Raw genomic sequence first — 19,047 nt, 5'->3', positions numbered from 1 at the left:
GCGCCCCCTCCGAATCACAGGGGATCGGAGGGGCGCCGCGCTCAATCAAGCGTTTCTACTCGGCCAACTCGGCGGCTTCGAACCATGCCGTCTCGAGCTCGGCCCGCTCGTCGGCCAGCTTGCGGAGCTCGGTGTCCAGCTCGGCCAGCCGCTCGTAGTCGCTCGCGCTCGCGGCCAGCTGGTCGTGCAGCTTCGCCTCGGTCTCGGTGAGTTTGGCCAGCTGCCGCTCGATCCGGTTCAGCTCTTTCTTCGCCGCTCGCGACGCCGCCGGGTCGACCGACAAATTGCTGGACATCTCCGGCGCCGGTGTCAACGCATTTGACGGCGCCCGTCGCGGAATTCCGGCCTCGAGTTCGTCGAGATACTGATCGACACCACGCGGCAGATGCCGCACCTGGCCGTCGCCCATGATCGCGTAAACCATGTCGCTCACGCGCTCGAGGAAGTACCGGTCGTGGGTGACCGTGACGACGACGCCGGGCCAGCTGTCGAGGAAGTCCTCCAGCACGGTGAGTGTCTCGACGTCCAGGTCGTTGGTCGGCTCGTCGAGGATCAGCACGTTCGGCTCGTCGAGCAGAATCCGCAGCAGCTGCAGCCGGCGCCGCTCGCCACCGGACAGGTCCGAGATGCGCGTCGTCAGCTTGTCCCCGGTGAATCCGAACCGCTCCAGCAGCTGCGACGACGTCAGCTCACCACCTCGCCCCGCGAGCGCCGCCGTACGGCGGATCGCGGTGATGTGCTCGAGCACTGTCGACGCACCGTCGACCTCGTCGAGGGTCTGGGACAGGTTCGCGACGCGGACCGTCTTGCCCTGCTTGACGACGCCGCGGTCCGGGGCGAGCTGCCCGGTCAGGACCTTGAGGAACGTCGTCTTGCCGGCGCCGTTCGGGCCGAGCAGCCCGATCCGGTCCGCCGGGCCGAGGCGGAACGTGACGTGGTTGAGCATCACCCGGTCGCCGAAGCTCAGGCTGACGTCCTCCACGTCGAACACGTCCTTGCCGAGCCTCGCCGTCGCCAGCTGCGACAGCGCGAGCTTGTCGCGCGGCGGCGGCTCGTTCTCGATCAGGGCGTTCGCTGCCTCGATCCGGAACTTCGGCTTGGTGGATCGCGCCGGCGCGCCACGGCGCAGCCAGGCCAGCTCCTTCTTCAGGAGGTTCTGCCGCTTGGTCTCGGTGACCTGCGCGCTCCGGGACCGCTCGGCCTTCGCCAGGACGTAGGCGGCGTACCCACCGTCGTACGACGAGACGTGGCCGCCCTGCACCTCCCAGGTGACCGTGCAGACCGCGTCCAGGAACCAGCGGTCGTGGGTGACGACGATGAGGGCGCCGGCGCGGTCGACGACGTGCTCGGCGAGCCAGCTGACGGCCTCGATGTCGAGGTGGTTGGTGGGCTCGTCGAGGACGAGCAGGTCGACCTCGGTCAGCAACAGCCTGGCGAGCGACGCCCGGCGGCGTTCGCCACCGCTCAGGCTGCCGACGAGCGCCTGGTGGTCTATCTCGCCGAGCAAGTGCTCCATCACCGAGCGTGTTCGCGGATCGGCAGCCCAGGTGTAGGTCTCGACATCGCCGAGCACCGCGTGCAGCACGGTCTGCTCGGGGTCTAGGTCGTCGCTCTGCCCGAGGTACCCGAGCCGCAGGTCGCGGTTGTGTGTGATCCGGCCGCTGTCGGGCTCCTCACGCCTCGCCAGGACCTGTAGAAGCGTCGATTTGCCGTCGCCGTTCCGTCCGACCACGCCGGCTCGTTCACCGCGCCCGATCCCTAGGGTGACCGAGTCGAGCAACGTCCGGGTGCCGAAGCCTTTGGAAACAGCTTCCATATTGACCAAGTTAGGTGCCGCCATAACGGGCCCCAGGGTATCCGACCGCTCCGCACGTGCCAGGATCGTCCAGGTGCTGAATGCTGCCTGGCTCGACGGCCTGTCCCTGGGCGACCCGATCGCCGCCGATCCGCTGGAGGGCGGGTACGCCAGCAAGACCTACCGCGTGCGTACGTCGCTGGGCCGGACCGCGGTCGTGAAGACCCAGGAGAATCTGCCGTCCGACCTGTATCCGCTCGAAGCCGATGGCCTCGACGCGCTGCGGGTCCCGGGCGGGTTCGCCGTACCGGAGGTGCTTCGGGTCACGTCGTCGTTCATCGTGCTGGCGGATCTGGGTACGGCGGAAGCGTCGCCGACGTACTGGGAGGACGCGGGGCGGGCGTTGGCGCTGCAGCATGCGCAGACGGCCGACAAGTTCGGCTACCACCAGGACAACTACCTGGGCACGCTTCCGCAGCGGAACCCGTGGACGACCGACGGGCATACGTTCTTCGCCGAGCAGCGGCTGCTCCGCTATCTGGAGGAGCCCAACTGCTTCTCGCAACTTCCGGAGGCCGACCGCCGCCGTCTGGAACGCATCGCTCTTCGTCTGCCGGACCTGGTCCCGGCCCAGCCTCCGTCTTTGTTGCACGGCGACCTGTGGCACGGCAATCTCCTCCCCGGCCCCGACGGCGAGCCGGGCATGATCGATCCCGCCGTCAACTACGGCTGGCCCGAAGCCGACCTGGCCACGCTCCTCATCTACGGCAACCTGTCCGATCGCTTCTTCTCCGCCTATGAGGAGCAGCATCCGCTGGCTGAGGGCTGGCGTGCGCGCATGCCGCTCCTCCATCTGCGTGAGCTCCTCTGCATCACCGCCCACTGGCCCGACCGCGCGCAGACCGTCGCCGAGATCCACACGATCCTCAAGAGCTTCGATTGAGGTTCAGCAGGTACTGCTTCTCGTTGAGTGGGTTGCCGTCTGTGCGCGAGCGGGTGGGCGCCGGGCCGGGAACGGGTTGGTAGGTGTGGAAGGTGGTGGCCAGAAGACCTTCGCCGTGGGTCAGCGTGGGGAGGAAGGTCTCGAAGGAGTGCGTCGTGGCGGCGGGGATCGTGCCTTCCAGATGGGCCTGGGTCTCGGTGAGGGTGGTCTGGGAGACGATGCCGCGGTGTTCGGCGATGTGGGCGAGAACGCGCGAGACCGTGTCGGCCGGGGCGTCCAGTTCGAACTGGTTGACCGGCTCGAGGATCGTCGTACCGGCCTCGGCGATCGCCTGCATGAGGACCAGCGGGACGAGACGGCGGAAGTCGGCGGCGACGGTAGCGACGCTGGAGTAAGCCGTATGGGTGAGATCGACCCGGATGTTCGGGATCTCCCAGCCGTAGAGGCCCTGGTGGAGGGTCAGGCGGACCGTTTCCTCGATCGCGGTGTGGAAGGCGCGGGGCAGCCCGCCGAGCTCGACGACCAGGTTGTACTCGATGCCCTCGGCAACCGGCGAGACCCGGAATCCGACGCCGGCCGCCCACAGGTTCTCCGGCGCGGTGATCTCACGGACCGCTTCGCCTGTCCCGTCAAGGCGTTCGACGTGGATCGGCGTGGTCTGGCTGAAGGTGACGTCTACGCCGTACTCCGTTGCGAGCAAGGACGCGATCACCTCCTTCTGCACCTCGCCGTACAGGCTGACGGTGATCTCGTCGGCCTTGCGCACCCGGATCAGCGGGTCCTGCTCGGCGAGCTGCGTCAACGCCTGGAACAGCTTGACCCGATCCCGTGCGCTCACCACGGTCTCCAGCGTCGGCGGCGCGAACAACCGCCCGACCTGCTTGGCGCGGACCCCGAGCTGATCGCCGATCCGGATGCCCTTCAAGCCGCGCAACGCCACGATCTGGCCGGCCTCGGCCCGATCGACCGGATGACCCGAGACCTCGATCGCGCTCGGACGAGCCTGGTACTCCGGTCCGTCGAACGGATGTACGTCGACGTACGAGCGCGACGTCAGCGTGCCCGCGAACATCCGGGCCAGCGCGATCTTCTGCCCGGCCGCGCCGCGATCGACCTTGAAAACCCTTGCCTGCAAGGGATCTTCTGATGCTGGAGTTGCTCTGGGCAACCACGAACGGATGCCCTCGATCAGCTCCGCCACCCCAACCCCGGTCATGGCCGACCCGAAGTACACGGGATGCACCTGCGCAGTCGCCACCTGCCGCCGTAGCTCGCCGGCGACATCGAGCGGAGCGCCGGACAAGTACCCCTCGAAGAACTCGTCGTTGCGCTCGGCAAGCATCTCCGCGAGCGGCTCGGTGTCCAACGGCACCAGGCCAGCGGCACGCGTCCCGAGCTCCGTGACCCCGACCATCGGTACGGGGGACGCCGTCAGCAAGCGCTTGATGTCCGCCAGCAAGTCGTCGTACCGCGCGCCGACGCGGTCGATCTTGTTCACGAACAGCAGGGTCGGGATGCGCAACCGGTCGAGGGTGCGCATGAGCAGCCGCGTCTGCGGCTGCACGCCCTCGACCGCGGAGATCACCAGCACCGCGCCGTCCAGCACGGACAGCGCCCGCTCGACCTCGGCGATGAAGTCCGAGTGTCCGGGCGTGTCGATCAGGTTCACCGGCAGGTCGCCCAGCGCGAACGACACGACCGCCGAACGGATCGTGATCCCGCGCTTGCGCTCGAGTTCCATCGAGTCGGTCTGGGTGTTCCCGTCGTCGACCCGCCCGACCCGGTCGATAACCCCGGCGGCGTACAGCAGCCGCTCGGTCAGACTGGTCTTACCGGCGTCGACATGCGCCACAATGCCCATCGTCAAAGAGTTCAAGAGTCCTCGCGAATGCGTCGATGCGATCAGAACCGATGAGGTCGATCACAACGCGGCGCATCCCGGTCTCCTGTCTCTCACTGATGGGCATTCGACCGTAACACCACAACAAGGCCGCGGACGAACGATTTTCAGGCTTCGAGGATCGGTACGTCGTACCGCTGGATGAGCTCGTCGCGAGTCACCAACGTCAATCTCTCGACGAGAGCCTGCGCCACCAGCATCCGATCGAAGGGATCCCGATGGATCGGCGGCAACCGTCCGGCGACGTCGGCGTGAGCCATCGAGATCGGTAACTCGCTGAGACCACCACGCTCGATCCATTCCCGCAGGTCGTCCGGAAGTTTGATCTTGCCGGCAGCCTGCTTGATCGAGAGTTCCCAGACAGACGCAGCGCTCACGTAGACATCGAGCTCTGTGTCGATCCGGTTTCTGAGATCGTCCGAGAGCTCAGGACTGGCCTGCAGCCACCAGATCAGCACATGCGTGTCGAGCAGAAGACGCGCTGTCCCCGACAGTTCGGTCACGAGGGAATGCCGAAGTCGTCCGCGATCTCCGCGTTCGTCTCAGCCGAGTCCCAGTCGTCGGCCAAGCTGATCTGACCGGCCAGCGAGCCCCATCCGCTGCGACGGCGGGCAGTAGGCAGCGGAACCACCTTTGCAACAGGGTGCCCGGCGCGGCTGATGATGACTTCCTCGCCGTGCTCTACCCGCTCGATGATCCGAGAGAGCTGCGTCTTGGCTTCATGAATGTTGTACTGCGGAGCCGGCTCGCCCATCATCCCTCCTTAGTCCACTTGGCTAAGTGTACTAGTGACTGACGATGGCGGGGAGGATTCGGGCGCCGGGGACCGGGCCTTCGGCTTGGCGGACCATTCGGCAGAGGCCGGATTCGGCGAGTTCTACGGCGAGGTCGACTGCGCTGCGGCTGTCGGCGGCGAGGAAGAGGCAGGTGGGGCCGGAGCCGGAGATCTGGGCGGCCAGGGCGCCCTGGTCGAGGCCGAACTGGAGTGTGTCGCCCAGCTCGGGGCGCAGCGACAGGGCGGCTGCCTGGAGGTCGTTGCTGAGAGCAACGGCGAGTGCGCCGGGCTGGCCGGAGAGCAGCGCCGAGAGCAGTTCGGGACGGACCTGCGGCGGCTCGACGCGGCGTAGCGGCCGCAGGCGGTCCAGTTCGCCGTACACCTCGGGGGTGGACAGGCCGCCGTCGGCGATCGCGAACACCCAGTGGAACGTGCCGCGGGACATGACCTCGGTGACCTGCTCGCCGCGCCCCTGGCCGAGCGCGGTGTGCCCGACCAGGCAGAACGGGACGTCACTGCCGAGCTCCGCCGCGTGATGCTGCAGTTCGGTCTGCGTGAGCTGCAGGCCCCACAGCCGGTTGCACGCCACCAAGGTCGCTGCCGCGTCAGTCGATCCGCCGGCCATCCCGCCGGCCACGGGGATCGTCTTGCGGATGGTCAGGTCGACACCCTCGTCGACGTCGTACTCCGCCTGCAGCAGCCGGGCCGCCTTCACCGCGAGGTTGGTCTCGTCGGTCGGTACGTCGTCCGCGAAGTCCCCCACGATCTCGACCGAGACCTCGCCGTCGTCGTCACGCAGCTGCGCGGTGACATCGTCGTACAGGGCAACGGCCTGGTACACCGTGGCGACGGGGTGGAACCCGTCCGGGCGCGGCGGACCGACGGACAGACCGAGGTTGATCTTGGCCGGTGCCCGCACCGTGACCTCAACAGAAGGTGGCACGTCGCACAGGCTAGGGCATGTCGCGGTCTTCTGCGTCGTTACGAGCAGGTGCTCGGTGCGGTGCATCGGCGTGCGGGGGCGAAGGTCTCGATGCGGAGCATCGTGGCCTTCGGTCCCGTGCGGCGAGGTGCCGTGCCGAGTGCCGCGCAGTAGGCGCAGGAGACCGTGACATGCCCTAGGGGCATTACCTAGTCCGACTTGCACCTGCGAGAGCGGCGAAGTCTGTGATCCCGAGCATCTCGCCGCGTAGTTGCGGGTCGATCCCCGTTGCCGCGAACACCTCGTCCAGGCGCGCGCGGTCGGGCATCCAGCGGGCCAGTGCGGAGCGGATCGTCTTGCGTCGTTGCGAGAACGCCGCCTCGATCACCGCGAACACCTCCTCGCGGGTCGCCGGCGTCTCCGGCGGATCGCGTCGTTCGAACGCAACCAGGCCGGAGTCGACGTTGGGCGCGGGCCAGAAGACATTCCGTCCGATCGGCCCGGCGCGCCGCACCTCGGCGTACCAGGCGGCCTTGGCGGACGGTACGCCGTACGTGCGCGAGCCGGGCGGGGCAGCCAGGCGGTCCGCGACCTCGGACTGCACCATCACGAGCCCGTGGCGTAGCGAGTCGGACACACGGAGCAGGTGCAGCAGGACGGGTACGGCGACGTTGTACGGCAGGTTCGCCACGCAGGCGGTCGGCGTACCGATCTCCGCCGGAGTCACGTCCATCGCGTCCGCCTCGACCACGGTCAGCGCGGACGCCTGCTCCGGCGCGTACGTCGCGATCGTGGACGGGAGCGCCTGCGCCAGCAGCGGGTCGATCTCGACGGCAGTGACCGGGTGACCCTCCGCGAGCAGCGCCAGGGTCAGTGAGCCGAGCCCGGGGCCGACCTCCAGCACCGTCTCACCGGCGGACAGGTCGGCCGCGCGCACGATCCGGCGGACCGTGTTCGGGTCGATGACGAAGTTCTGGCCGCGCTGCTTGGTCGGACGTACGCCGAGCGACGCGGCCAACGAACGCACTTCCGCCGGACCGAGAAGCCTCGGTCCGGCGGAAGTGGATGAATCAGACGAGCTCACGCCTGTCAGTGTGTCAGGCTCAGGCCTTCTTGCCGCACACCGGCCAAGCGCCGTAGCCACCGCGGTCGGCCTTGACCTTCTCCGCGATCGCGATCTGCTGCGCCTTCGAGGCACCGTTGGCGTTGCTGGCGTACGCCGTACCGCCGTAGGCCGCCCAGGTGCCATGGTCGAACTGGAGACCGCCGTAGTACCCGTTACCGGTGTTGGCCGCCCAGTTGCCGCCCGACTCACACGCGGCGATCCGGTCCCACGCGCCACCACTGCTGGTGGGCGGCGTCGGCTTCTCGTCCGTGGTCGTGGTCGTCGGCTCGGCCGGCTTCGGCTTGGTGCCGACCAGGACCTTCTCGTCGACCGGCGCGGTGACGACCTTCGTCGCGACCACCTTCGTGGTCGACAGCTTGCCGTCCAGGTAGGTGTACAGGTACGTGACGGACTTGGAGCCGTCGGTGCCCTTGGCCGTAGTCTTCGTGCTGCCCTGGACCAGCGTCGCCGACTTGGTCTGATCGGTGCCGTGCGCAACCGCCAGGGTCTTGGTGACCTGCTTCTGCAGGACCTGCACGTAGCCGACCTTGTTGACGCCGAGCTTCAGCGGGGTGGCGGCGGCCGGAGTGATCCGGTCGTCGGCGTCCCAGCGGATCTTCGCCTCGGTCAGGGCCTCGCCGACCGTACCGGCCAGCGACTTGATCGTCGCGATCTTGCCCAGGTGGACGATCTGCACGGTCTTCGGGGTCTTCACGACCAGCTCCAGCCCCTGGCGCCCGAGCGGCGCGCTACGGCTGGTGGAGAGCTGGGCCCCGTCGTACCGCAGACCGAGGTCGGCGAGCGCTTCGTTCACGCTGTCGGCGGTGGTCCAGTAGGCCTTCTTGGTGCCGTCGGCGTTGACGGTCAGCTCGCGACCGTACTGAACCGCGATCTCCTGGCCGTCCTTGAGCTTGGAGTCCGGACCCGGCGCGACCACGTCGTGGGCACCGATCTGAACTTTCTCGGCCTTCAGGGCGTCTGCCACGGTGGAGCCGAAGGTGTGAACCTTCCGCACCTGGCCGTCGACGGAGAGGCTGACTGTCTTGCTCTTCTCGGCATACGCCGCAGAGCCGCCCGCGACGGCAATCGCGGCGGTCGCACCGACGGCCGCGATGATGGACTTACGCACTAACGCTCCCAGGTAGGGCTACCCGGGCACGGGGTGGGACAGCACAGGCACCGACCGTCGACGCCGGACTGGCTGCCCGGAGCTTCGTGTCCCGCCGAGGGGATGTACTGCCCGGAATCTTCCCCGATCCCGGCCAACATCACGGGACCATAACGAAGATATGCCGGAAGTGCCAATCCCCTGGTCGGCGAGTCGCAAATGGGTGTAACGGGGCCGACATGCCTCGTCACGCCAGGTGATGACCCCACTGGCCGCGATGCACCACTTCGGCGGTCGTCCGGCGACCTCGTTTCAGTGACGGCGAGCGCTTGTCCTGGGCCCGGTAACCGACCGACAGCACCCCGACCAGATCGAACCCCTCGGGTACGCCGAACTCCTTCAGCAGCCGGCCCACTTTGTCCGCAGGAGGCCCGAAAAAGCAGGCTCCCAGGCCTTCGTCGACGACCGTCTGCAGCATCAGCAGCACCGCCATCCCGGTGTCGACGTACCAGTACGGCGCGGTCCAGCGGCCCTCGTCGCGATCGGTCCAGCCCTTGTCCGGCTCGGTGTACCGATCGAGGTAGGCGTCCTTGTGCGCGAACGCGAGAACGAGCAGCGGCGCCCGGCGCAGGCCTGTGATCCACTCCACATACTTCTCGTCCGGATCCTCGGCCGCGATCCGCCAGTACCGCTCCCGCTCGTCACCCTCCAGCGTCAGGAACGCCCACCCCTGACTGAACCCGCCCGACGGCGCCCGAAGCCCATTCTCCAGAATCCGCTCCCGGGTCTCCTCTGGGACCGGCCGGTCCGGGTCATAGTTCCGAACCATCCGCCGCCGCCGCACAACCTCACTGAACTCCATGAGGTGTGTCTATCAGCGGCCTCAGCCGACGTCGTCGCCGACCTCCAGGTGCCGCCAGAACTCGATCGCCGGCTGAGCCGTCACGCCGGCCGCCGCCATCATCTGCTCGATCTGCGGCCCGGAGTTCGCGAAGAACGCCTGGAACGACGCCTCGTCGGGCCACTCGTCGACGACGAGAAGCTCGTTCTCGCTGCCGTAGAAGTGATGTGAGATCAGGCCGCGACTGGATGCGTCCGCAATCACACCTTCGAAGAGCGCGCCGTTGTCGGCACCCAGCTTCTCGATCGCCGTGGGGTCCCCAGTCACCCGCAGGGTCATCAGAACACTCATTGCCCCTCCCCCTTGCAGGCCGGCCCCGAAGCGGGCCGACGCCCTCAGACTGCGCTCGCCCGACACCCCGCGCAACGGCCCGCGGAAACGTTGACGGTCGGCGTCCGGCCCGTCACGAAAGCAGCTTCGCCAGCAGGTAGGCCTCGGTGCCGGCCAGACCCACCGAGCAGAACAGCACGGTCCGCCCCGTCACGTTGTCTGCAATCGCGGCGCCGAGACTCATCAGCCGCTCCTGCTGCGGAGTGCCGGCCAGGACGAAGGGCGGGTCGTACGCCGCGGTCTGCGCAACCGAGTCCGTCACGACAAGGTCGGCCCGATCAACCAACTCCGCCCCAAACTCCGCCCGCCCAACCTGCTTCGGCCCGACCGTCGTCACGAAAGCCCCGTCCTTCACCCAAGCCGGCTCGATCACCGGCGTCGCGCTGTTGGTCGCCAACACCACGACATCCGCCCCCTCAACAGCATCACGGGCCGACTCGACCGCAGTCACAGGCAACCCAAGATCCCCAGAAGCCCTTCTAGCAAAGGCGATCCGCCGCTCCCGGTCCCGACCGAAAACCCGAACACTCGACAACCGCCGCACCGCCCCGATAGCCCAGAGCTGAGTGAAGGCTTGGGTGCCCGTACCTATCAAGGCGAGGGTGGTAGCAGTCGGGTCGGCGAGGGCGTCGACGGCTACACCTCCGATCGCGCCGACCCGCCTCGGCCCCAGTTCGTTGCCTACAGCAATCCCCCGCACCTCACCAGAACCCCAGTCGTGCAGCACGACGACCTGCTGCCCAAGATCGGTGTCAAACGAGTCATACGACCGGTAGCCGTACCACTCCCCTTCCAACGCACCGGTCGTGAACACCAGCCGCCCACCACCGAGCTCGGTGGATACCCGAGGCGGCGTGTGCAACCGCCCCGCATGAGCAGCAAGAATCGCCTCCCGCATCCAGGCAACCGCATCGCCGGGGCGGAGCCGGGCCCGGATATCGGCATCGGTGAGGATGGTTACCACGGTCTGCCGCTCAGTCGCGCTGCGGAGAGTGCGGTTGCCTTGGGCCACCGGTCGGCCGCGTCGCCTGCTGTCCGCGGGGCCGCGAGCCTTCGCCCTGCTTCTCCGGATCGGTCTCCTCGAGCACCCGCCCGTTCCACCGGGTCCGAGGGCCACCTCTACCGCCGGCTCGCTGCTCGACGGCGTACACCACCGCGGCCACCAGCCGGTACTCCCACGACTGCGGCGAGATCTCGACCACGTCGGTCACGTGCTGCCGTCCGAGCCGTCCCGAAGCCGCTCGATCAGCCTGACCAGGCTCGAGTTCATCCGCAGGATCGTCATGGACTCGCGCCGTGGGGCTTGCCGGGACAACGCCGCGATCTCGGTCTTCACGCGTTCGGCATGAGCGATCCGCTCGAGCGGCGACCCCTTGTCGGCAAGCGCCTGTCCGAGCAACGTGGAGGCGCGCAGGTACTGCGGGCTGGTGCCGGGCTTCGGCCCGCTGATGAACTCAGGCAGTTTCTCCGCTCTGATCAGCGCCAGGCGACGAGAACGCTCGTCGGCGATCTGTCCTGCCAGCGCCTTCAACCGGACGATCTCAGCAGCGACCGTCGGCTCGTCGGCTCCTCGGAGGGAGTCGGCAAGCTCTAGTAGCTGGGCGTCGAAAGCCTCGTAGTCCACGGACTCAGCGTAGTGGGCGAACGGTTACCACGAGCCGCCGAAGGCGTGGTTGGCGTTGGTGTTGAGGGCGGTGCAGAGTTCAGGGACGGAGATGTTGAGGACGTCGGCCATTTTGCGGACGGTGTGGGGGATGAGGTAGGACGCGTTGGGTTTGCCGCGGTACGGGGAGGGGGTCAGGTAGGGGGCGTCGGTTTCGACGAGGATGCGGTCGAGGGGGGTGACGGCCAGGGCGTCGCGGAGGGACTGGGCGTTCTTGAAGGTGACTACGCCGGCGAAGCTGAGGAAGGCGCCGCGGTTGACGCATTCGCGGGCGAACTCGGTGTCGCCGGAGAAGCAGTGCATGACCAGCCGGTCGGGGACGCCCTCGCGGTCGAGGATGCGCAGGATGTCCTCGTGCGCGTCGCGGTCGTGGATCATCAGCGTCTTGCCGAGTCGCTTCGCCAACTCGATGTGGGCGGCAAACGATTCGTGCTGCGCCGTACGGCCGTCCTCGCCGGTGCGGAAGTAGTCCAGCCCTGTCTCACCGATCACCCGGACCTTGTCCGAGCTCGACGCCAGCCGCTCGATCTCGGCGAGCGCACTGTCCAGCTCGCCGGCTTCCTTCAGCTTCGGTGCCTCGTTCGGGTGCAGCGCGACGCCCGCGATCAGGTTCGGGTACTGCGCAGCCGCCTCGACCGCCCACACCGCGCCGGGCAGGTCGCATCCGACCTGCACGATCCGCGTGACGCCGACCGACGACGCCAGCTTGATCGCCTCGGCCGGGCTCAGCCACGCGCCGTCCTCGCCGTCGGCGATATCGAGATGACAGTGCGCGTCGACCACGCTCATCGGCAACGGATCCGGCACCGCGGGCCGGCTCCGGTCCCGCGACCGCCCGTCCTCACCGATTGCGGCCCGCTCCCGGGTCGGGCGGTCGACCTCCACACCATCAGACATGCCCTCTAGATTACTCAGCGGCTTCTTTCACCTTGGCGACGAGCGTCTCCCACATGCCCTGCGAGTGCTTGGCCTCTTCCTCGCTGGCGTTGTTGTCCTGGCTCAGCTTCAGGTGTGTATCGCCGGTCAGCTCATACGTCAGCGTGTGGTAGTTCTCCGGTACGTCGGGTTGCCCCGTCAGCGGACTCCAGTGCGTGAGCGTCAGCAACCGCCCCGGCTCGACGGCGAGGATCTCGCCCTTGTCCTGGTACGGCTTGCCCTCCCATTCGCCACTCCACGTGATCGGGCTGCCGACCTGCCAGTCGGTCTCGACCTCGGCGCCGAACCACAGCTCCTTCAGCTTCTCCGGGCTGGTCAGCACCTCCCACACCCGCTCGGCCGGCGCATCGATATCGATCTCGGCCACTGCCACATATCCAGTCATGGTGAAACTCCTCTCTCCCCCTGACCGTACGGTTCCCGCCTCCCATGCGCTTGTAGAAAAGCGTCAGCCGGATCGTGCAGGAAGTCAGCACCCACGGCCATGTCCGCAGCCCGCGCAGCCCAGTAGTTTGCGTCTCGGTTCCGCCCGACCGACAGGAGCAGCCGATGCCCAGAAGGCTCAGCGCAGTCCTCGCCGTACTTGGTCTCGCCGTGGGAGCGTTACACACGGAGACGCCGCCACCGATCCCGGTGCAGATCTTCAGTCTGACCGATCTGCACGGATATCTCTCCGAGACGGAGAACCTGACCATCGCCGGCCCGTCCGGCACCCAGCAGGTCGGTGGTGCCACTTATCTCAAGGCGCACATGGACCGGCTGCGGAAACCGAACAGCTTCCTGATCGGTTCGGGTGACCAGTTCAGCGGCTGGCCCGACTACACCCAGGCGTTCGCGAACGAGCCGACGATCGAGGTGCTGAACGCGTTCGGGATGGACTTCGACGTCGCGGGCAACCACGAGTTCGACCGGGAGTTCCCGTTCCTGCGGCGGATACAGAGCGGCGCCTGCTACGGCAAGTCCACCTTCGACAGCTGCTTCAAGGACTCCACCGGCCGGAACTTCCACGGCACCGATTACGCCTACCACGCGGCGAACATCGTCGACCCGCGGACCAAGCGGCCGGTGCTTCCGCCGTACTGGATCGCGAAGGCCGGATCGAAGCGGATCGGCTTCATCGGACTCGGCTTCCCGGGGACGCCGACCGAGACGCTGTCGATCGACGGCTCCGGGTTCGAGTTCCAGGGCGTGGTCGACGCCGCGAACCGGGCCGCGGCGGAGCTCAAGGCCCAGGGCGTGAACGCGATCGTGGTCAGCATGCACGAAGGCGGTCAGCAGGGCGGGTTGTACAACGAGTGCAAGAACCCGACCGGCCCGATCTTCGACGCCGCGCGGGCGATGTCGCCGGATATCGACGTGATCCTCGGCGGGCACTGGCACACCGCGTTCAACTGCATGATCCCGGATCCGAACGGCGTACCGCGTCCGGTGCTGGAGGCAAGCAACCACGGCCGGGTGCTCGGCGAGATCAACCTCCAGCTCGACCCCGCGACCGGTGACGTGATCCGATCGGCAACGACCGCGACCAACCACGCGGTCACCAAGGACGTCACACCCGATCCGAAGATCCAGCAGATCGTGAAGTACTGGATGGACAAGTGGACTGCCCGCCAGGCGCAGCCGATCGCCAAGCTCGACCGCGATCTCGACTTCGCCACCACCGCGGAGAGCCGGACCGGCAACCTGGTCGCCGACCTCTACAAAGCCGAAGCGGACGGCGACTTCGCCCTGGTCCCGGCCGATCTCGGCGTCGACGTGATCGCCGCCGGGCTGAAGGCAGGCACGGTGACGTACGGCGAAGCCTGGCCCGTCGCCGGGATCTCGCCGATCACCACGCTCTCGATGAAGGGCTCCACGGTTGAGGCCGTCCTCGAGCAACAGTGGATCCCGCCGGCGTACGGCTGCAGCAGGCTGTCCGCGCTCGCAACCTCCGCGAACTTCCGCTACACCTACGACCTCGGCAGACCGGTCGGCGATCGCATCGACCCTGCGAAGGTCCTGATCAACGGGAAGCCGCTGAAGCTCGACAAGACGTACCGCGTGACGACCAGCGCGGCGATGCCGTTGCACGGAGCGCAGTACGGCTATCCCGGCTTCCAGCAATACTCCAAGCTCATCCGAGCGCCGAAGATGGGCCAGGAGGTGTTCCTCAACTACTTGCGGACCCATCCGTTGCTCAAGGCACCGAGTCTCGGCCGGGTGACCGCGATCCCCGGTACGCCGCCGCCCGTCGACGGCCCGTTCGGCCCACTGAACCTGCTGCCGCAGAGCGAGATGACCGCGACGGCCACCAGCCAGGGATCGCCCGCCTACAGCGCAGCAGGCGCGATCGACGGCAACTGCACGACGATGTGGCACTCGAACTGGAGCCCGCACGCACCGCTCCCGCAGTACATCACCCTCGATCTGAAGACGCCGCGCGCGATCGAAGCGCTCGTCTACACCCCGCGCCAGGACGCCGACGTGCCGAACGGCCGGATCTCGTCGTACGACGTCCAGACCAGCGCCGACGGGATCACGTTCACGTCGGCCACGCAGGGCACCTGGGACGGCACCGTCGACGCCAAGATCGCAAGGCTCCCGGCCGGTACGACCGCCCGCTACGTGAGGCTGATCGGTCTGGCCGGCGGGGCGGACTACGCGGCCGCGACCGAGCTCAATATAGCTCTAGCTCCGGGTTCCTGACCTTGGCGCGATGGGCGGTCGGCGACATCCCGTAACGGCGGCCGAACTGGCGGCTGAGGTAGTGCGGTGAATCGAAGCCGACCGCCGCGGCGATCTGCGCAACGGACATATCGGTCGCGCCGAGCAGCTCGGCGGCGCGCTGCAGCCGGAGCGCCAGTACGACGTTCATGATCGAGTCGCCGACCTGCTCCTTGAAGAGATGCGCGAGCCGGGAGACGGACACCTGGGCGAGCCCGGCGAGCGAGGTCAGCGTGTGCGGCCTCGCCGGGTCGGCGGTGATTGCCTCGAGCACCAGATGCACGCGGGCGTCCAGGTGCTGCGTCTCCCGGCGCAGGCTCGCGACCGCGGTCAGTAGCACCTCCTCGATGCCGTTCATGGTCAGCTCGGTCGCGACACTCTTCTCGAGCAGGTGCAGCTCGGTATCGCCGGTCGGCGACAGCCCGGCCCGCTGCGCATCCCGATGCAGCCGGTCGAAGGCAGACACCACGCGGTCGGTCTCCGACGACCTCGTCAACCGCACGTACGACAATCCCGGCATTGCCTGTGGCAACGACAACCACGTGTGCCACTCGCGCCGCGGCTGGAAATGCGCCCACCACGACTCCCAGTACGTGCCGACCGTGCCGTAGTCGTGCGGCGTCCCCGGGCTGACCAGTACGACGTCGCCGTGGCGCAGCGTCAGCCGGTTCTCACCGATCAGGTACCGGCCCGTGCCGGAGGCCGTGTAGAGCAGGTACCAGCTGCCCACGCCGTCCGGCCGGACGACGCGATAGTCACCGCCGCTGTGGAAATGACCGGTCACCAGTTTGCTCGGCGGCGGGATCTCGCTGTACAGCTCGATCAGTACCTGGGTAGCAAGATCGTGCTCGAAGTCAGCAGGCTCCGTCATGGTGGATCCCCTCGTAAGGGCTCCAAGATTAGCAAGATCCTGCACCCGGAGAATCGAGTGAATCCGTGCCCTTCGCCCCCGTCGCCGAGCTCGAGTACGACGCGTCCACGCTGGTCTTCGAGCACGGCTGGCAGTCCTGGAGCCCGAGCGGCTGGTACCGGCTCGACGCCTCACCGCCACGGCCGACCGCGCCGAACCATCACGTGATGGCGTACCGCCCGGGCGTCGACGCCGGCCAGTTCCAGGGCGAGGGCCTGCTCGCGGTCGCGACCGCCGGCGAGGTCACGACAGTTGCCGCGATCACGCCCGACGCGGTCCCGTCGATCCGCGCCGAGGTCCACGGCAACCGCCTGGTGATCTCGGCCGACGGCGAGGTTCAAGTCACCACAGGCACGCACACCAACCCCAACCAGGCGCTCGCGGACTGGGCCGAATCCTTGGGGTCACCACCGATCCGGGTCTTCGGTCCGTCGTGGTGCAGCTGGTACGCGTACTGGGGCAAGGTCACCGAACGCGACGTGATGACCGAGGTCCGCCAGTTCGACCAGCACGAGCTCAGCGTCGACCTGGTCCTGCTCGACGAGGGGTACCAGGCCGCGATCGGTGACTGGCTGACGCCGCGCGACGACTTCGGCTCGACCGTCCGGCTCGCCGCCGACATCCGGTCCAGCGGACGCCGCGCCGGCATCTGGGTCGCCCCGTTCTTGGTTGCCGCCGGCAGCGAGACAGCGCGCAAGCATCCCGAGTGGCTGGTCCCCGGGATCAACGCCGGTACGAACTGGGGCCAGGAGCAACTAGTCCTCGACGTCACGCATCCCGGCGCCGCACGGCACATCCAGGACGTCTTCACGGAGCTGTGCCGGCAGGGGTACGACCATTTCAAGCTCGACTTCGTGTACGCCGGTGCGATCGACGGGCCGCGGCACGAGCAGCTCGACGGCATCGCGGCGTACCGGCACGGGATGCGACTGCTGCGCGAGGCCGTCGGACCGAACCGGATCCTGCACGGTTGCGGGGCACCGATCCTGCCGAGTCTCGGACTGGTCGACTGCATGCGGATCTCGCCGGACACCGATCCGTTGGTCGACCCACCGTCCGGCGACATCAGTCAGCCGGGTCAGCGCGGCGCCCGTTCCACGTCGGTGGCGCGCGAGTTCCTGCACGGCCGGTGGTGGGCCAACGACTCCGACTGCCTGATCGTGCGGCCGGACGTCCAGGAGCGGGAGATCTGGGCGCACCACATCGCGGAGGGCCCGGGGCTGCGGATGTCGAGTGATCCCATCGGCGAGCTCGATCGCTGGGGGCTGGATCGCACCCGCGAGCTGCTCGTCCCGAGTTCGCCGCGGCCCCACCCGCTGAAGGATCCCGATGCTTAGGCCCGCGCCCCGCCGTCGGCACCGCATCGGACAGGCCCGGCAGACGGCAGCGGCGTACGCGCTGCTCGCGCCGAGTCTGGTCGGCGTACTCGGGTTCCTACTCGCGCCCGTGGTGATCGTGCTCGTGCTCAGCCTGTTCGACTGGAAGTTGCTGTCGACACCGGAATTCATTGGGCTCGCCAACTACCGCAAGCTGTTCACCGACTCCGACGTCTGGCATTCACTCCTGGTCACGCTGTACTACGTCCTGATCTGCGTGCCCGGTACGACGATCCTCTCGCTGCTCCTCGCGCTCCTGGTCGATCGCAAGCTGCGCGGGATGAAGTACTTCCGCGCGCTGCTGGTGATCCCGTGGATGGCGACACCCGTTGCCCTCGGCCTGGTCTGGAGCTGGATCTTCGACCCCGGCCGCGGCGCGCTGAACCAGTTCCTCGGGCTGTTCGGCGTCCACGGCCCGGCCTGGCTGTCGTCGCCGGTCCTCGCGATGCCGAGCGTCGCCGCCGTTCACATCTGGCAGTTCGCCGGGTACAACATGCTGTTCTTCCTGGCCGGTCTGCAGAACATCCCGCCGTCGCTGCGCGAGGCATCGTCGCTGGACGGTGCCTCGCCGGTCGCGCACTTCTTCTCGATCACGCTTCCGCTGCTGCGGCCGACGATGCTGTTCGTGCTGATCACCAACGTGATCGGCTCGTTCCAGGCCTTCGACACGATCTTCGTGATGACCGAGGGCGGACCCGGCGACAGCACCGAGGTGACGACGTACCTGATCTACGACGAGGCGTTCAAGAAGTTCGACTTCGGCTACGCCTCGACGATCTCGGTGCTGCTGTTCGCGGTGGTGCTGATCGCGACGATCTCCCAGTTCGTGTACTTCGAACGCCGTACGACCTACGAGGTGTCCGGATGAAACTGCGCATCTTCGTGTACGCCGTCCTGGTGGCCGGCTGCGTACTCGCGATCTTCCCGTACTTCCTGACCGTGCTGACCGCGTTCAAGGGCCCGGGGCAACTGTCGGAGACGATGCCGTGGGAGCCCGGCGTACCGCCCAGCACGGCCGCGTTCCACCGGTTGTTCGCCTCCGGCTTCGGTGGCTACCTGGTCAACACGACGCTCGTCACGGCCGGGATCACTCTCGGCCAGGTCGTGTTCGCGGTGCTCGCGGCATATGCGTTCGCGCGGCTGTCGTTCCCGGGCCGGGACGCGTTGTTCTGGGTCTATCTGTCGACATTGATGGTGCCCCCGGTGGTCACGATGATCCCGCTGTACCTGATGATGCAGAAGCTCGGCCTGGTCGACACCTGGGCCGGTCTGATGCTGCCGACGATGCTCGGTACGCCGTACGCGATCTTCCTGCTCCGCCAGTTCTTCCGCAGCATTCCCGCGGATCTCGAGGACGCCGCCCGGATCGACGGCGCCGGGCGGGTCCGGACGCTGGTGTCGATCGTGCTGCCGTTGTCGAAACCGATCCTGGTCACCGTCACCACGCTCGCCGTGGTCGCCAACTGGAACAGCTTCCTCTGGCCGCTGATCATCACCAGCAGCGAGGACAAGCGGTTGCTGTCGGTCGGGATCGCCTTGTTCAAGGGGGAGATCGGCGTCGATTACAACGCCGTGATGGCCGGCAGCCTGATCGCGCTGGCGCCGCTGCTCGTGCTGTTCATCGTGTTCCAGCGCTTCATCGTCCGCTCGGTCGCTGTTACCGGGCTCAAGTAGTTCGGA

At 67.6% G+C, this 19,047-nt stretch carries 20 protein-coding genes; 5 read left to right on the top strand and 15 right to left on the bottom strand.

Annotated features, from left to right (window positions below):
• Window positions 1-55: 55 nt before the first annotated feature.
• Window positions 56-1,816 (bottom strand): ABC-F family ATP-binding cassette domain-containing protein, encoded by a 1,761-nt coding sequence (locus ACFWUU_RS22640; RefSeq protein WP_380177890.1) that lies wholly within the window; start codon window positions 1,814-1,816, stop codon window positions 56-58.
• Between the two features lie 73 nt (window positions 1,817-1,889).
• On the opposite strand from ACFWUU_RS22640, the gene ACFWUU_RS22635 reads away from it, so the two are divergent.
• Window positions 1,890-2,738, top strand: a complete 849-nt coding sequence (locus ACFWUU_RS22635) for a fructosamine kinase family protein (RefSeq protein WP_380177888.1) — start codon at window positions 1,890-1,892, stop codon at window positions 2,736-2,738.
• Here ACFWUU_RS22635 and ACFWUU_RS22630 read toward each other — a convergent pair.
• The 13 genes from ACFWUU_RS22630 to ACFWUU_RS22570 all read right to left on the bottom strand — a co-directional run bounded on the left by ACFWUU_RS22630 (window position 2,722) and on the right by ACFWUU_RS22570 (window position 12,763).
• Window positions 2,722-4,599 carry a GTP-binding protein gene (locus ACFWUU_RS22630; RefSeq protein ID WP_380177886.1) on the bottom strand — a complete coding sequence of 626 codons (1,878 nt, stop codon included), beginning with the start codon at window positions 4,597-4,599 and terminating at the stop codon, window positions 2,722-2,724. The genes ACFWUU_RS22635 and ACFWUU_RS22630 overlap by 17 nt on opposite strands.
• 146 nt (window positions 4,600-4,745) lie before the next feature.
• On the bottom strand, window positions 4,746-5,141 hold the full coding sequence (locus tag ACFWUU_RS22625; protein ID WP_380177884.1) for a type II toxin-antitoxin system VapC family toxin: 396 nt from the start codon (window positions 5,139-5,141) through the stop codon (window positions 4,746-4,748).
• The gene (locus ACFWUU_RS22620) at window positions 5,138-5,392 is read right to left on the bottom strand and encodes a type II toxin-antitoxin system Phd/YefM family antitoxin (RefSeq protein ID WP_137259036.1); all 255 of its coding nucleotides are present in this window, start codon (window positions 5,390-5,392) and stop codon (window positions 5,138-5,140) included. The genes ACFWUU_RS22625 and ACFWUU_RS22620 overlap by 4 nt, the downstream gene beginning before the upstream one ends.
• A gap of 31 nt (window positions 5,393-5,423) precedes the next feature.
• Window positions 5,424-6,356 carry a 4-(cytidine 5'-diphospho)-2-C-methyl-D-erythritol kinase gene (locus ACFWUU_RS22615; protein WP_380177882.1) on the bottom strand — a complete coding sequence of 311 codons (933 nt, stop codon included), beginning with the start codon at window positions 6,354-6,356 and terminating at the stop codon, window positions 5,424-5,426.
• A 184-nt stretch (window positions 6,357-6,540) separates the two neighbouring features.
• Window positions 6,541-7,362, bottom strand: coding sequence for a 16S rRNA (adenine(1518)-N(6)/adenine(1519)-N(6))-dimethyltransferase RsmA (gene rsmA / locus ACFWUU_RS22610; protein WP_380177880.1), 822 nt, complete (start codon window positions 7,360-7,362; stop codon window positions 6,541-6,543).
• A gap of 76 nt (window positions 7,363-7,438) precedes the next feature.
• On the bottom strand, window positions 7,439-8,569 hold the full coding sequence (locus ACFWUU_RS22605) for a ubiquitin-like domain-containing protein (protein WP_380177878.1): 1,131 nt from the start codon (window positions 8,567-8,569) through the stop codon (window positions 7,439-7,441).
• A gap of 226 nt (window positions 8,570-8,795) precedes the next feature.
• Window positions 8,796-9,410, bottom strand: a complete 615-nt coding sequence (locus tag ACFWUU_RS22600; protein ID WP_380177876.1) for a nitroreductase family protein — start codon at window positions 9,408-9,410, stop codon at window positions 8,796-8,798.
• 21 nt (window positions 9,411-9,431) lie between these two features.
• A complete protein-coding gene (locus ACFWUU_RS22595) occupies window positions 9,432-9,740 on the bottom strand; it encodes a hypothetical protein (RefSeq protein WP_137259031.1) in 309 nt (102 codons plus the stop codon).
• 112 nt (window positions 9,741-9,852) lie between these two features.
• Window positions 9,853-10,743: an ornithine cyclodeaminase family protein gene (locus tag ACFWUU_RS22590; protein ID WP_380177873.1), complete on the bottom strand. Its 891-nt coding sequence runs from the start codon at window positions 10,741-10,743 to the stop codon at window positions 9,853-9,855.
• Between the two features lie 10 nt (window positions 10,744-10,753).
• Window positions 10,754-10,990, bottom strand: a complete 237-nt coding sequence (locus ACFWUU_RS22585; RefSeq protein WP_380177871.1) for a hypothetical protein — start codon at window positions 10,988-10,990, stop codon at window positions 10,754-10,756.
• Window positions 10,987-11,403, bottom strand: a complete 417-nt coding sequence (locus tag ACFWUU_RS22580) for a hypothetical protein (RefSeq protein WP_380177869.1) — start codon at window positions 11,401-11,403, stop codon at window positions 10,987-10,989. The genes ACFWUU_RS22585 and ACFWUU_RS22580 overlap by 4 nt, the downstream gene beginning before the upstream one ends.
• A gap of 24 nt (window positions 11,404-11,427) precedes the next feature.
• The gene (locus ACFWUU_RS22575) at window positions 11,428-12,339 is read right to left on the bottom strand and encodes a TatD family hydrolase (protein ID WP_137259027.1); all 912 of its coding nucleotides are present in this window, start codon (window positions 12,337-12,339) and stop codon (window positions 11,428-11,430) included.
• Between the two features lie 10 nt (window positions 12,340-12,349).
• Window positions 12,350-12,763 (bottom strand): SRPBCC domain-containing protein, encoded by a 414-nt coding sequence (locus tag ACFWUU_RS22570; RefSeq protein WP_380177867.1) that lies wholly within the window; start codon window positions 12,761-12,763, stop codon window positions 12,350-12,352.
• Window positions 12,764-12,927: 164 nt separating this feature from the next.
• Here ACFWUU_RS22570 and ACFWUU_RS22565 point away from each other — a divergent pair, with 164 nt between their 5' ends.
• The gene (locus tag ACFWUU_RS22565; RefSeq protein WP_380177865.1) at window positions 12,928-15,063 is read left to right on the top strand and encodes a discoidin domain-containing protein; all 2,136 of its coding nucleotides are present in this window, start codon (window positions 12,928-12,930) and stop codon (window positions 15,061-15,063) included.
• Here the strand turns inward: ACFWUU_RS22565 and ACFWUU_RS22560 are convergent.
• Complete coding sequence (locus tag ACFWUU_RS22560) at window positions 15,035-15,952, bottom strand: helix-turn-helix domain-containing protein (RefSeq protein ID WP_137259024.1); 918 nt, start codon at window positions 15,950-15,952, stop codon at window positions 15,035-15,037. The genes ACFWUU_RS22565 and ACFWUU_RS22560 overlap by 29 nt on opposite strands.
• 65 nt (window positions 15,953-16,017) lie before the next feature.
• Here ACFWUU_RS22560 and ACFWUU_RS22555 point away from each other — a divergent pair, with 65 nt between their 5' ends.
• The 3 genes from ACFWUU_RS22555 to ACFWUU_RS22545 are packed head-to-tail and all read left to right on the top strand — an operon-like array spanning window position 16,018 to window position 19,041.
• Entirely contained in the window at window positions 16,018-17,328 is a 1,311-nt protein-coding gene (locus ACFWUU_RS22555; protein ID WP_380177863.1) for a glycoside hydrolase family 36 protein, read from the top strand.
• Window positions 17,321-18,235 (top strand): carbohydrate ABC transporter permease, encoded by a 915-nt coding sequence (locus ACFWUU_RS22550; RefSeq protein WP_380177861.1) that lies wholly within the window; start codon window positions 17,321-17,323, stop codon window positions 18,233-18,235. The genes ACFWUU_RS22555 and ACFWUU_RS22550 overlap by 8 nt, the downstream gene beginning before the upstream one ends.
• Window positions 18,232-19,041 (top strand): carbohydrate ABC transporter permease, encoded by an 810-nt coding sequence (locus ACFWUU_RS22545; protein ID WP_380177859.1) that lies wholly within the window; start codon window positions 18,232-18,234, stop codon window positions 19,039-19,041. The genes ACFWUU_RS22550 and ACFWUU_RS22545 overlap by 4 nt, the downstream gene beginning before the upstream one ends.
• The last annotated feature ends 6 nt before the right edge of the window (window positions 19,042-19,047 follow it).

It is taken from the genome of Kribbella sp. NPDC058693, from assembly GCF_042715335.1.
Taxonomy (GTDB): domain Bacteria; phylum Actinomycetota; class Actinomycetes; order Propionibacteriales; family Kribbellaceae; genus Kribbella; species Kribbella jiaozuonensis.
This window is presented reverse-complemented; position numbering and strand designations above follow the sequence as displayed.